Genomic DNA, 14,432 nt, shown 5'->3' on the forward strand with positions numbered 1-14,432 from the left:
TTTTTCTAATAAGTGGTTACTATTTTCGAATGACCCTTTGTAAAGTTCGAATAAGTCACCAACTTTTTCTAATATCCACAGAAAAAGTTCTAATAAAATTCACGCTCCAAGCAATAAATTACCCATTCAGAGTTCAAATATAAAATAGGAATATACGTTCGCAATTTTATCGTAAATTAAAAACGGGTATGTTAAAATAGAGAATAAGAAAAGCGACAGAAAGGACAAGCTGAAAATGACAGAAACTTATAAAATACAGTCCGCCTACAAGCCTGCCGGTGACCAGCCGGAAGCGATTAAACAGCTTGTACAAGGCCTTAAAGAAGGAAAACGCCATCAGACATTGCTGGGGGCAACCGGTACAGGTAAAACCTTTACAATTTCAAATGTAATTAAAGAAGTGAATAAGCCAACGCTCGTGATGGCACACAATAAAACACTTGCAGGTCAATTATATAGTGAGTTCAAGGAGTTTTTTCCGGACAATGCAGTTGAATATTTCGTAAGTTATTATGACTATTTCCAACCGGAAGCGTATGTACCACAAACCGATACGTATATTGAAAAGGATTCAAGTATTAATGAAGAAATCGATAAGCTACGTCACTCGGCCACAACTGCTTTGTTTGAACGGGATGATGTTATTATAATTGCTTCTGTATCCTGTATATATGGTCTCGGTAATCCTGAAGAATATCGTGAAATGGTTGTATCCATTCGTACAGGGATGGAACTAGAGCGTAATCAGCTATTGCGCAAGCTGGTCGACATTCAATATGAACGAAATGACATTAACTTTACACGTGGTACGTTTCGAGTGCGTGGGGATGTTGTAGAAATTTTCCCGGCATCTAGAGACGAGCATTGTATTCGTGTTGAGTTTTTCGGTGATGAGGTTGACCGGATTCGGGAAGTCGATGCATTAACAGGTGAAATTCTGGGAGACCGTCAGCATGTAGCGATTTTCCCGGCATCCCACTTCGTTACCCGTGAAGAAAAGATGAAAGTAGCCATTGAAAATATTGAAAAAGAACTGGAGGAGCGCCTTGCAGTATTGCGCTCGGAAGACCGTTTACTGGAGGCACAGCGTTTAGAACAGCGTACAAATTATGATTTGGAAATGATGAAGGAAATGGGATTTTGCTCAGGCATCGAAAACTATTCTCGCCATTTGACATTGCGTGAAGCAGGGGCGACACCATATACATTACTAGATTATTTTCCTAAGGACTTTTTGCTTGTTGTGGATGAAAGTCATGTTACTTTGCCGCAAGTACGTGGTATGTATAATGGAGACCAGGCTCGTAAAGGTGTATTAGTTGAGCACGGCTTCCGTTTGCCGTCAGCACTTGACAACCGTCCGTTAATGTTCGATGAGTTCCAGTCAAAAGTTAGCCAGGCCATTTATGTATCTGCAACACCTGGTCCATACGAGTTGGAGCATACACCGGAAATGGTGGAGCAAATTATTCGTCCAACAGGGCTGCTTGATCCAACAATCGATGTACGTCCAATTGAAGGACAGATTGATGATTTAATCGATGAAATTCATGAACGTATCCGTCGTAATGAACGGACATTAATTACAACATTAACAAAGAAAATGTCTGAGGATTTATCGAGTTATTTAAAAGAAATGGGTTTAAAAGTCGAATACTTGCACTCGGAAATCAAGACATTGGAACGGATCGAAATTATCCGGGAGCTTCGTAAAGGGACATATGATGTGCTGATCGGCATTAACTTATTGCGGGAAGGCCTTGATATTCCGGAAGTTTCCCTTGTGGCGATTCTTGATGCAGACAAGGAAGGCTTCCTTCGTTCAGAGCGTTCATTAATTCAAACAATTGGACGTGCTGCACGTAACTCGAATGGTCATGTTATTCTATATGCCAACAATATGACGGATTCGATGACAAAGGCCATCAGTGAAACGAAGCGACGTCGTGAAATACAAAAGGCTTACAACGAAGAACACGGTATTACACCAAAGACTATTATTAAAAAGATTCCTGAAATAATCCGGGCAACTCAAGCTGCGGAACAGGAAGAAACATACATTACAAAAGTGACGGGCGGCAAAAAGCTTACAAAAAAAGAGCTGGAGAAGCTTGTTGCAACTTTGCAAGTTGAAATGAAAGAAGCCGCAAAAGGATTAGACTTTGAACGTGCGGCAGAATTACGTGACATGATATTTGAATTAAAGTCAGAAGGGTGAACAATGTGAAAAATACAGAAATTGTCGTACAAGGTGCACGCGCGCATAATTTAAAAAATATTGATGTCACAATTCCCCGCGATAAAATTGTCGTAGTGACAGGTCTTTCAGGATCCGGGAAATCCTCTTTAGCATTCGATACGATTTATGCTGAAGGGCAACGTCGTTATGTGGAATCATTGTCTGCCTATGCACGACAATTTTTAGGGCAAATGGACAAGCCGGATGTCGATACGATTGAAGGGCTTTCCCCAGCCATTTCCATTGATCAGAAAACAACGAGCCGTAACCCGCGCTCTACTGTTGGAACGGTTACGGAAATATATGATTATTTACGATTACTTTATGCACGGATCGGTAAACCGTATTGCCCGACACATGGTATAGAAATTACTTCCCAAACAATCGAACAAATGGTGGACCGTTTACTGGAATATCCAGAGCGTACTAAAATGCAGTTGCTTGCCCCTGTTATTGAAGGGAAAAAAGGTACGCATGTAAAGCTACTGGAAGACCTGAAAAAGCAAGGCTATGTCCGCATCCGATTAAATGGGGAACTTCGTGATTTAGATGACAATATTGAGCTCGATAAAAATAAAAAGCACACAATTGAAGTAGTAATCGATCGTATTGTTTTAAAAGAGGGGATTGAATCACGATTAAGCGATTCCCTTGAAGCCGCTCTGAAAATTGCAGATGGACGAGTACTTGTTGATGTAATGGAGCATGAGGAGCTGTTATTCAGTGAGCATCATGCATGTCCTTTGTGCGGCTTTTCAATTGGTGAACTTGAGCCGCGCATGTTCTCGTTCAACAGCCCGTTTGGTGCATGTCCAACATGTGATGGGCTTGGTAGCAGAGCGAAGGCTGATCTAGATTTGGTCATTTATAATTGGGATTTGACATTGAATGAAAATGCGATTGCCCCATGGGAATCCGTTTCTTCTAATTATTATCCGCAGCTCTTGGCATCTGTATGCAAGCATTTTAATATTCCAATGGATGTACCGGTAAAGGATATTCCAAAGGAAAAAATGGATAAAATTTTATACGGTTCAGGCAAAGAGAAAATCCTTTTTGAATATACAAATGATTATGGCAGAATGCATAAGAAAAATATGGAGTTTGAAGGGGTAATCAGCAATATCGAGCGCCGTTTTACAGAGTCTTCTTCAGACTATGTACGCGAATCGATGCAAAAATATATGACGGAGCAGCCTTGTGCTACATGTAAGGGGCATCGTCTGAAAAAAGAAACGCTGGCAGTAAAAATTAAAGATCAAAATATTTCTGAAGCGACGCGTCACTCGATTCAGGAAATGTATGATTTCTTTAGTTCGGTGGAGCTGACAGAAAAAGAACGTCAAATTGCGAAATTAATTATTCGTGAAGTAATTGAGCGATTGAAGTTCTTACTAGATGTTGGGTTAAACTATTTAACGCTTGCTCGTTCGGCAGGAACATTATCGGGCGGAGAAGCACAGCGTATTCGGTTGGCAACCCAGATTGGTTCGCGCTTATCAGGAGTCCTCTATATTTTAGACGAGCCATCGATTGGGCTGCACCAAAGGGATAATGACAGATTGATTCATACACTGGAAAATATGCGTGATTTGGGCAATACATTAATTATCGTCGAACATGATGAAGATACGATGATGGCAGCGGATCATCTAATTGATATCGGACCAGGTGCTGGTGTACACGGTGGGCAAATTATTGCGCAAGGGACACCGAAGCAAGTGATGAAAAATAAAGAATCCATTACCGGACAGTACTTAAGCGGTAAGAAATTTATTCCATTGCCGCTTGAACGTCGTAAAGCAGATGACCGAAAAATTTCGATTAAAGGTGCTTCGGAAAATAACTTAAAAAACGTCAATATCGATATTCCATTAGGTCAGTTCATTGCGGTTACCGGTGTTTCTGGTTCGGGTAAATCGACATTAGTAAATGAGATATTATATAAAGCACTCGCTTCAAAATTAAACCGTGCAAAAGTAAAGCCCGGCAAACACAAATCAATTGAAGGATTGGAGCAGCTGGAGAAGGTTATTGATGTGGATCAATCACCAATCGGACGTACACCACGTTCAAACCCGGCAACCTATATTGGCGTATTTGATGATATTCGCGATGTATTTGCGATGACGAATGAAGCGAAAATCCGCGGTTATAAAAAAGGACGATTTTCATTCAATGTAAAAGGTGGACGTTGTGAAGCATGTCGCGGGGATGGCATTATCAAAATCGAGATGCACTTTTTACCGGATGTTTATGTTCCGTGTGAAATATGCCACGGAAAACGCTACAATCGCGAAACGTTAGAAGTGAAATATAAAGATAAAAATATATCTGATATTTTGGAAATGACCGTTGAGGATGCGTTGGAATTTTTCGGGAACATACCGAAAATCCAACGAAAATTGCAAACGATTGTCGATGTTGGGCTAGGATATGTGAAGCTCGGCCAGCCTGCTACAACCTTATCCGGCGGGGAAGCACAACGTGTAAAATTGGCTTCTGAATTACATCGTCGTTCAAACGGAAAATCATTTTATATTTTGGATGAGCCAACGACAGGGCTACACGCGGATGATATTTCGCGTCTACTAATCGTGCTGCAGCGTTTAGTGGAAAATGGAGAGTCAGTGCTTGTTATTGAACATAATTTAGATGTAATTAAGACCGCAGACTATATTATCGACCTAGGTCCTGAAGGTGGCGAAGGTGGCGGCACGATTTTAGCAACCGGCACACCAGAGGAAATTGCGGAAGTAAAGGAAAGCTATACGGGGCGCTACTTAAAGCCTATTTTAGAGCGTGACCGTGAGCGTATGTCCTCGAAAATTAGCGCAGCAAAAAGTAAATAGATTAAAAAACTGAGAGCGCAAACGAAACTTTTTCTCCTCCCTCCTCGTATAATAACTATATACGAAGCAGAGGGAGGAATTTTTATATGCAAGAAGAACGTAAACGTATTTTACAATTAGTTGAAAACGGTACAATTTCAGCAGAAGAGGCGATTGTATTACTCGAAAAGCTTTCGTCACAAAAGGAATCCACTCCAACGCCAGTAGTTCCAACTTTTGAACAGCAAAAGGAAGAACCACATAAGGCAGACCCGATTTTTGAAGAACAAAAACAGAAGCGTAAGACAACAGGGTTTGAAGATATTTTCGGCAAATCATTCAACGATAAAGAATTTACTAAAAAGATGGACGAGTTTATGGGAGATATTAAGCAGGACTTATCGCAATTCAGCACACGTATGACTGGAATGGTTGGTGCAGCTTTATCGAAATTCAAGGATCTTGATATTGAAACGCCTTTTGGTGAAAAAGTAGAATTTACAAAAACGTTTGCATATCCTGTCTCAGATATTAAAAGCATTGAGTTAGAGGTCGCAAATGGTAAAGTCGATGTAGTAAGAGCAACAGACGAATTGGTGTCAGTGAACATTTTCGGCAAAACGCCGCAAAAAGGTACTCAGGAAGAAACAATTTCGCAAGTTACTGAGAACTTATCGACATTGACGAATGATAAATTATTTATTCAATCTGCAAATAAATTTACACAGTTAAATGTACAACTTGCTATTCCAGAAAAGCATTACGATGTATTTATCGCCCGATTATTAACAGGCAGTATATCAATTGAACAGATGGATGCAAAATTAATTAAGGCCCGTACGTATAACGGTATCGTTCGACTTGAAAACGTGACTTTCGACCATGCAGAATTGCAAGCGAGCAATGGTACGGTAGAAGCTCGTCATGTAAAAGGCGACGATTTAGAAGTGGAAACAGCAAATGGACGTATTTACATCGACGGAGAATTAAAGGAAGTAGAAGCGGAATCTGTAAATGGACATGTTGTCATTACAACTACAAGCTCAGAGGCACACAAAATTAAAGCCCGTGCTTTAGCAGGTTCAGTAGAAATCTACGTACCAAAAACGGTTGCACTTGAAGGACAAATTTTCACAAACTTCGGGAAGGCAGACGTTGGCTTAAGCGATGTGAAGCTTTCTGAAGAAGAGGAGCAATTCCTTTCAAAATCGCTGCGCTTCACAAAAGAATTGGAAGGCGCAAAACTACTAAAATTAGTAGGTGAATCACGTACTGGTACAGTATTAGTACGCTATACACTGCAATAATATAGAAGACTAAAGGGGTGCTTACTTATATAAGTAAGTGCCCTTTGTCTGTTCAAAAAGAATAGACGAAGAAATACTGATTTTTAATACCCTCAAAAAAGTTATGTCTCTCACCCGTATAAAAAGTTAAGATAAAATACTCCTACTTCATTAAAACCCAAATTTCATCGATATATGTAAAGGAATTCCATTTTATATGTCGAATTATTTAAATAATGGGAACCTTATATTATATTAATAAAATTTCGTAGTTTAACAAATATATTACGAAAACATAAAAAATGTTTATATCGTACTTAGAAACAAAAATTATTTGATAATATGAAGGCTGCGGTGTCGACATTATACTTTAAATGCTTATGGTAGCCTACATTGAAAAGAAACTGTAATAAATTTATAGATTGAAAGTGCTATAATAGATAAGACTATAATTTAATTAAGACAAAGACTTAGGTGGTTTCGTTAATGATTCAAATGAACAATGTAGTTAAAAAGTATCCTAATGGGGTCGTTGCGGCGAACGGGATTACAGTTCAAATAAAAAAAGGTGAGTTTGTTTATGTAGTAGGACCGAGTGGAGCAGGAAAATCGACATTTATAAAGTTGATGTACCGCGAGGAAAAGCCAACTACAGGTGATGTATTAATTAACGGGATTAACTTAAGAACGTTAAAAGATAACCGTGTGCCTCATTTACGCCGTCAACTCGGGGTGGTGTTTCAGGACTTTAAATTATTGCCGCGCTTAACGGTATACGAAAATGTAGCGTTTGCTATGGAAGTAATTGAAGAGCAACCGAAAGTGATCCGCAAACGAGTAATGGAAGTGCTTGAACTTGTTGGGTTAAAGCATAAAGTGCGTATGTTGCCAAATGAACTTTCCGGTGGGGAGCAGCAACGGGTGGCGATTGCCCGTTCCATCGTAAATCGTCCGAAAGTAATGATTGCGGATGAGCCTACAGGGAATCTCGATCCGGAAACATCTTGGGAGATTATGAATATTTTTGAGGAAATTAATCGCCAAGGTACGACGATTGTAATGGCAACACATAACCGGGAAATTGTAAACACAGTGCGTAGACGCGTTATTGCAATTGAAGGCGGAATGATCGTCCGTGATGAGTACGGAGGTGATTACGGCTATGAAAACTAGAACAATTGCCCGTCACTTTCGCGAAAGTTTTAAATCATTAGGGCGAAATAGTTGGATGACATTGGCTTCTATCAGTGCCGTAACAGTCACTTTATTATTGGTAGGCGTATTTGCAGCCATTATGATGAATTTAAACAAAGTGGCATCGGATTTAGAAAACGATGTTGAAATTCGTGTATTAATTGAAATTATTCCCGATGAGGCAGAAGCTAAACTTGCCGAAGAACAGTTAGTTGATGAAATTCACAATCTACCAGATGTTGAAGAAGTTACATATTCTTCGAAGGAAGAAGAGTTAAGTAAGTTAATTAAAGACTTTGGTGATGAATTAAGTTTATTTGAACAAAACAATCCATTATATAATGTGCTATACGTAAAAGCGGTCGATCCATTAAAAACTGCTGAAGTAGCTAAGAAGATTGAAAGCTTTGAAAGCACATATGAAGTGAAATATGGTGAAGGTAAAGTAGAAAAACTATTTAACTTCTTAGAAATTGCACGTAATGTAGGTCTTGTGTTAATCTTAGGTTTGCTGTTTACAGCGATGTTCCTAATTTCCAATACGATTCGCATTACGATTACTGCACGTAGAGATGAAATAGAAATTATGAAACTTGTAGGGGCTACAAATTCTTTTGTCCGTATTCCATTTGTGTTAGAGGGAATGTGGCTAGGAATCATTGGATCTATCATTCCAATAACAGCCGTTACGATTGCTTATTACAATATTTATGAATTGCTTGCACCAAGATTAAAAGGCGAGTTATTCCAATTATTAGAGGTTGCACCACTTATGCTGCAGGTGAATGGACTAATTTTATTCATCGGCATGTTCATCGGTATATGGGGCAGCTTTATGTCAGTGCGTAAGTTTTTAAAAGTGTAATAGAACATAAATTGCATCATGCTCTTTGAAAGTTCAACAAAAGAGAGACGAAACGAGCGACTACTATTCATGCATTTAGGGGGAAACAGGTTTTGAAGAAGCTAACAACGCGTTCATTTAAAATCATTGCTGTACTACTAGCGCTTATTTTATTTATTCAAATGCCAGCAGCGTATGCAGCATCATTAAGTGAACTAAAAAAAGAGCGCAGCCAACTTGAAGCTGAGAAAAAGATGCTCAACAAATCACTCGAACAAAAAACAAATGAAATTCAAACAAATCAAAATCGTCAGCAGAAAATTATTTCTCAATTAGAGCAAATTGGGGCAAAGATTAATGCAAAGAATCAAGAAATTGAAGTTGTCGAATTGGATATCGAAATTGCAAATGAAGAAATTTCGATATTGGAAGATGAAATAAAAGAATTACAAGATAAAATTAAGAAACGTGACGAACTGTTGCGTGAGCGTGCCCGTGCAATTCAATCAAGTGGCACGGTAAGTTATTTAGATGTACTCCTAGGTGCTAATAGTTTTGTAGATTTTATTGACCGTTTCTCTGCTGTAAGTACACTTATGGATGCTGACCGTCAAATTATGCGTGAGCAAAAGGAAGACCAGGAAAAGCTGGAAGTCCAAAAAGTAGAGCTACTAAAGAAAAAAGAGAATTTAGAGGCGAATAAAGCAAAACTGCAAAAACTGATGGCGTCATTAAAGGAACAAAAGAGAGAAAAAAATCAATTAGTAGCTGAACTTGAAAAAGAAGAAGCGAAATTACGTGCTCAAAAAACGTCGTTAAAAGAAGAATACGATGATAAAGTAGAGTTAAGTAAAGAAGTAGAAGCGAAATTCCTTAAAGAACAGGCTCGTTTAGCTGAAATTGCACGACAAAAAGCTTTAGAAGCTAAAAGAAATAAAAAGAAAAACAGTAATGTTTCAAGTTCCGGCAATTTACCAACTGTTGCAGCCGGTACTTGGACAAGACCAGCTGCTGGGCGATTTACTTCAGGTTTCGGCTCACGTGACATTGGACCAATCGGAAGTAAAAATCACTTAGGAATCGACATTGCCAATTCAATCGGTACACCGGTTGTTGCTGCAGCTGACGGTGTTGTTTCTTATGCAGGAACAATGAATGGTTATGGGAATGTAGTGATGGTCACTCACTCAATCGAAGGACAAATTTTCACGACAACATATGCCCATTTAAGCGGCTTTAATGCTAGTGTAGGTGACGTTGTTTCTAAGGGGCAGCAAATTGCACGTTTAGGTAATACCGGAAACTCGACAGGACCGCATTTACATTTCGAAATTCACGTAGGTGAATGGAATGGCAGTCGTTCAAATGCTGTGAATCCTTTACGTTATATTTCGTTATAATATCGCTTTAAAATTAAAAAAGTTTGGGACAAAACGAAAAATATCCATTTTCCTAAAGGGAAAATGGATATTTTTCTGTTTCTACCAGAATTGATTTCCGTTACGGGGACGCTTTCCGGGGGCGTGAGGCCGACACGATGTCGGTCACAAAAGCGTTGCCACAGGACGTGGTGTTCTTAGCTTTTGTTCCTAGTCTCAGGCGTCACGCTTATCCCCCAGGAGTCGCCCCTTCACTCCAATCAATTCATAAAGTATCAGATTTTTAATAAGGAAATTGCTCTTATACAAAGAAAATTCTACTTATGTCTCAGGCCCTTTATTTGTATGTGTTGTTCTCCATCTAGACAGACGTTATTTGTTAAAGTTTTGCCTTTTAATTTTGAATAAATTCCATAAAGGTATGATATTGTACTAATAAGAAGAAATAGTGAGGTGAGGTTGATGAAAAAGAATATAGGCATCGTTATAATTTTAGTTCTCGTCGTTACGATGCTAAGTACATATATAATAAAGGAACTCGATAAAAGTACAGTAATCAGCAGTGAGGCATTAGGAACAGAAATTGAATTAGGGGAGGAAATTGGACTTGAAAAAGGACAATTCGCACCTGATTTTACTTTATATAATATCCAGGGAGAACCAGTGACCCTTTCAGATTTACGTGGAAAAAAGGTTGTATTGAATTTCTGGGCAACTTGGTGTCCGCCCTGTGAGGCAGAAATGCCCCATATGCAAAAGTACTATGAGAAATATCGCGAAACAGACAATGTTGAAATTGTCGGTGTCAATGTAACGTATCATAGGGAAAAGATTGAACGTGTCGAGCAGTTTTTAAAAAGCTATGATATAACATTTCCAATTGTTTTAGAATTGGAGGAGACAGTGTCCCGCCAATATGAACTTTTAACACTTCCATCGACCTTCATGATTGATACAGAGGGGAAAATTCAAAAGACAATTGTAGGTCCGCTTGATTTAGATACATTACGAGAAAATGTGACACAATTAAATTAATTCATGTTCTATCCGTCTTTATAAGTATGAATCTTTCTTTCGCTTCATAAATTTTATGGAACGGAGGAGAATTTGTGCGGAAAAGTCGGATTTTTTTATTAATTATTTTATTGCTATGTATAGGGGCAGGTGTCTATTGGGCAGTGAAAATGCAGGCACAGCCAAAAGTTGAACAGGCAGATTTTGCTGTGGTGAATGAACTGCACAAGTTGATAACGAGCGAGTCAGTTTATGATATTGATTCCGAAAAAATAGTGGAAGGCGCACTTCGAGGAATGGCCAATGCAATTAATGACCCATATAGCACATATTATTCGGAGCAAGAGGCGGCATTACATAAACAGACGCTCGCAAGTGAACGGATTGGAATCGGTCTGGAACTATCAGAAGCGAATGGCAAGTTTATCGTCGTAGCACCAATTAAATCATCACCAGCAGAAAAAGCAGGTATCAGGCCATTGGATGAGCTTGTACAGATTAACGAAGTAAGACTTGAAGGGAAAACAATGGGGGAAGTACGTAAGCTTATGCATGGTAAAGAAGGGGAAAGTGTAGAGCTCGTATTGTATCGACCTGAGTTAGAGCAACATGTAAAGCTAAGTATAAAAAGGGAACGCCTGAAAAATGATACTGTGCAAGGAGATGTAATTGAAGTAGAAGGAAAGAAAATTGGATACATGACGATCTCAATGTTTGGTGAAAAAACTGCCGATGAATGGCAAAAATCTCTTGATGCATTAATTGAGCAGGATGTAGAAGGGTTAATCATTGATGTGCGTGACAATCCAGGTGGCTATTTACATAGTGTTGCACAAATGATGAGCATGTTTGAGCAAAAGGAAGTCGTATTTGCTTATATGCAAAATCATGATGGTGTAACAGAGCCACTGAAAACGAAGAAAATTGAACAGTTTGAACCCTATGCAAAATGGCTGCGTGCAACGCCCGTCACGGTTATACAAAATGAGGGAAGTGCCTCTGCAAGTGAAGTGTTTGCAGGTGCGCTGCAAGATTGGAAACGCGCCGTTATTATTGGCGTCACAAGTTTTGGGAAAGGGACTGTTCAGCAAACGTGGGATCTACAAAACGGCGGAGAGGTGAAATTATCAACGAATAAATGGCTTACACCGTCCAAGCGCTGGGTACATGACGTTGGCGTAGAACCCGATGTAGAAGTGACTCAACACCCGCTATACCGTGTAGAAACGAAAATATTGAGAGGTCGTTTTGAAGTAGGAGAGTATAGTGAAGAAGTTGCCTATAGTCAGCGGATTTTAAGTGAATTAGGCTTTACTATAAGTCGTACCGATGGATTTTTCGATATGGATACAGCGCAGGAAGTAGAAAGCTTTAGACGGCAACAAGATTTGCCTGAAGGGCGTCATATGGATGAAGTTTTCTTCGCGGAACTAACGAAACAGCTTGAAACATTTAAACAATCACAGGTGAATGATATGCAATTGCAGATGGCGATTAGTTATGTAATGCATCAATTGGAATGATGTGAAGATGTGATGCTCTAATAGAATGAAAAAAGAATATCAGTATATGCAGGACGACCTTGAAATTGTTTATTTCAGGTCGTCTTTATTTTATTATCGGTACAAATGGGACTACGCATAATCAATAGGATTTGATACAATTAATTGTACGGTAGGTGAGAAAATGGATGAAACAATTTTAATTGAAATTTTGAAAGGGATTGGCCGACTTTTTATAAATCCTTTGTTGTATATCGCTATAATTTCTGCAATTTATTTAGGATACCGCAGAGTGAAACGTGAACGGCGATTCTTCAATAGGCGTATACTAGGTGGCTGGTCCGAGTTGAAAAATATGCTAGTAATGGGGTTTGTACTTTCCGTTATTATTTCCGTTTTTAGTCTTGTCATTGGCTTAACGGTCTCACTCGAATTATTAACTTTTGTTTTTGTTGTAAGTCTCGTAGCATTACTTATTTATACGTATCATTTATTGTCACCGGCTATTGTAATGGCCATCGCTTTTTGTATGCTTGCTATTATGCAATGGCAAAATTGGACATATTCTATCGGTCCGCTTGAACTGAATGGTACTGATGCAGTAACAAATCTTGTCATGACAGTACCAATTTTGACAGGTCTTTTGTTAATGGCGGAAGGAATTTTGATTCGCCGTTATGGTAGACGTTTTGCCTCTCCTATTATGGAGACGACTAAGCGCGGATTAAACGGTATCGGTTATTACAGTAAACAGCTTTGGGTATTGCCTGTATTTACAATAATACCTGGTGATGGGATTCAGAGTTTTGCTCCATTTTGGCCGCAGTTTACAGTTGGTGCTGAGCAGTTTTCACTCATTGTCTTCCCGTTTATAATTGGTTTCCAGCAAATGGTTCGTCAAAAGCTGCCGATGAACGTTTATCCTCAAATGGGGCGTTCGATAGTCATGATTGGTCAATTTGTATTGATAGTCGGATTAGCTGCCTATTTTTCACCTGTATTAGGTGCAGCAGCCTTGGCATTGGGAGCAATTTCGCGGACGGTTATAGGGGTTTATTACAGCCGTGCCGAAGATCGTAATAGCTATGCTGTAATGCGTAGTGATAGAGGTGTTATGATTGCAGGGATTTTACCAAATTCGCCGGCAGAAAAAATGGGCCTCTTGGCAGGAGAAGTTATAAAGCGTGTGAATGGACAAGATGTTTATACAGAAGAAGATTTATATAAAGCACTGCAAATTAATGCAGCCCATTGTCGTCTGGAAGTGCTGGATCATGCAGGTGAGTTGCGTTTAGCCCAACATGTTGTACATCGGGATGATAATTATAAAATTGGACTTTTAGTAGTGAACTAGATTATAGAAGGTAAAGAATCCCGTGAAAACGGGGTTCTTTTTTTAAGGTTACATAGAATAATTTATGTTACTATAAAAGTGAAAAAGATCAAAACTAAAATTGTTAAATGCTTCTAGTATTTCATGTTGTGGCAGGAGTGAAGGTTATGTTGGATTGGATGACTATCGACAATGTGGAAATTGTTGTAGAAAAATATAAATTATTAGGTCCCTTTTTCAGTATATTTTTAACTTTTATAGAATCATTTTTACCGATATTGCCTTTATTTATCATCGTTATTGCCAATGCAGCTGCCTACGGACTGTTTTGGGGCTTCTTACTGTCATGGCTCGGAACGGTTGCAGGTTCTTATCTGTTTTTCTTAATGATTCGAAAGTTTGGGAAGTATCGAATCTTCCGTCGCATAAAAGAACAAACCCAAGTTAAAAAACTGATTCATTGGGTAGATATAAGAGGATTTACGCCATTATTTGTATTGCTATGTTTGCCATTCACACCGGTTGTTGTGGTAAACAGCGTGGCCGGTCTCTCAAATATTAAGAAAAAGTATTACTTTTTAACACTATTTATTTCTAAGCCAATTATGATTTTTTTAATTAGTTATTTAGGTAGTGATTTACGAGACATTTTAAAGTCACCGGTAAAAATTATTATATCGATTGTCATTGTATTGATCATTTGGGCTATCGGTAAATTTATCGAACGGATCTTAAATAAGCGTGTAGAGCGCGACTTGCGTGAAATTGAAAAACTTAGAAGAAATAAATAATATGTAATGATCAAACCTT

Annotated in this window: 10 protein-coding genes; all 10 read left to right on the forward strand. The window is 38.8% G+C overall.

Translation table 11 applies throughout. The features are described 5' to 3' along the window. Positions 1–235 precede the first annotated feature (235 nt). Positions 236–2,218: an excinuclease ABC subunit UvrB gene (uvrB, locus tag NYE67_RS03705; RefSeq protein ID WP_340729230.1), complete on the forward strand. Its 1,983-nt coding sequence runs from the start codon at positions 236–238 to the stop codon at positions 2,216–2,218. A 5-nt stretch (positions 2,219–2,223) separates the two neighbouring features. Further along, positions 2,224–5,091, forward strand: a complete 2,868-nt coding sequence (gene uvrA, locus NYE67_RS03710) for an excinuclease ABC subunit UvrA (RefSeq protein ID WP_340729231.1) — start codon at positions 2,224–2,226, stop codon at positions 5,089–5,091. Positions 5,092–5,177: 86 nt separating this feature from the next. Beyond that, positions 5,178–6,377, forward strand: coding sequence for a DUF4097 family beta strand repeat-containing protein (locus NYE67_RS03715; RefSeq protein ID WP_340729232.1), 1,200 nt, complete (start codon positions 5,178–5,180; stop codon positions 6,375–6,377). A gap of 465 nt (positions 6,378–6,842) precedes the next feature. Next, a complete protein-coding gene (gene ftsE, locus NYE67_RS03720; RefSeq protein WP_340729233.1) occupies positions 6,843–7,529 on the forward strand; it encodes a cell division ATP-binding protein FtsE in 687 nt (228 codons plus the stop codon). Beyond that, a complete protein-coding gene (ftsX, locus tag NYE67_RS03725; RefSeq protein ID WP_191698643.1) occupies positions 7,519–8,415 on the forward strand; it encodes a permease-like cell division protein FtsX in 897 nt (298 codons plus the stop codon). The genes ftsE and ftsX overlap by 11 nt, the downstream gene beginning before the upstream one ends. Before the next feature lie 92 nt (positions 8,416–8,507). Beyond that, the gene (locus NYE67_RS03730) at positions 8,508–9,794 is read left to right on the forward strand and encodes a murein hydrolase activator EnvC family protein (protein WP_340729234.1); all 1,287 of its coding nucleotides are present in this window, start codon (positions 8,508–8,510) and stop codon (positions 9,792–9,794) included. Between the two features lie 441 nt (positions 9,795–10,235). Next, positions 10,236–10,808: a peroxiredoxin family protein gene (locus NYE67_RS03735; RefSeq protein WP_340729235.1), complete on the forward strand. Its 573-nt coding sequence runs from the start codon at positions 10,236–10,238 to the stop codon at positions 10,806–10,808. A gap of 74 nt (positions 10,809–10,882) precedes the next feature. Beyond that, on the forward strand, positions 10,883–12,310 hold the full coding sequence (locus tag NYE67_RS03740; protein ID WP_340729236.1) for a S41 family peptidase: 1,428 nt from the start codon (positions 10,883–10,885) through the stop codon (positions 12,308–12,310). A 163-nt stretch (positions 12,311–12,473) separates the two neighbouring features. Then, positions 12,474–13,643, forward strand: coding sequence for a PDZ domain-containing protein (locus tag NYE67_RS03745; protein ID WP_340729237.1), 1,170 nt, complete (start codon positions 12,474–12,476; stop codon positions 13,641–13,643). Positions 13,644–13,789: 146 nt separating this feature from the next. Continuing rightward, positions 13,790–14,413, forward strand: a complete 624-nt coding sequence (locus NYE67_RS03750) for a TVP38/TMEM64 family protein (RefSeq protein WP_340729238.1) — start codon at positions 13,790–13,792, stop codon at positions 14,411–14,413. Positions 14,414–14,432 lie beyond the last annotated feature (19 nt).

The organism is Solibacillus sp. FSL W8-0474, from assembly GCF_038004065.1.
In the GTDB taxonomy this organism is placed as follows: Bacteria; Bacillota; Bacilli; order Bacillales_A; family Planococcaceae; genus Solibacillus; species Solibacillus faecavium.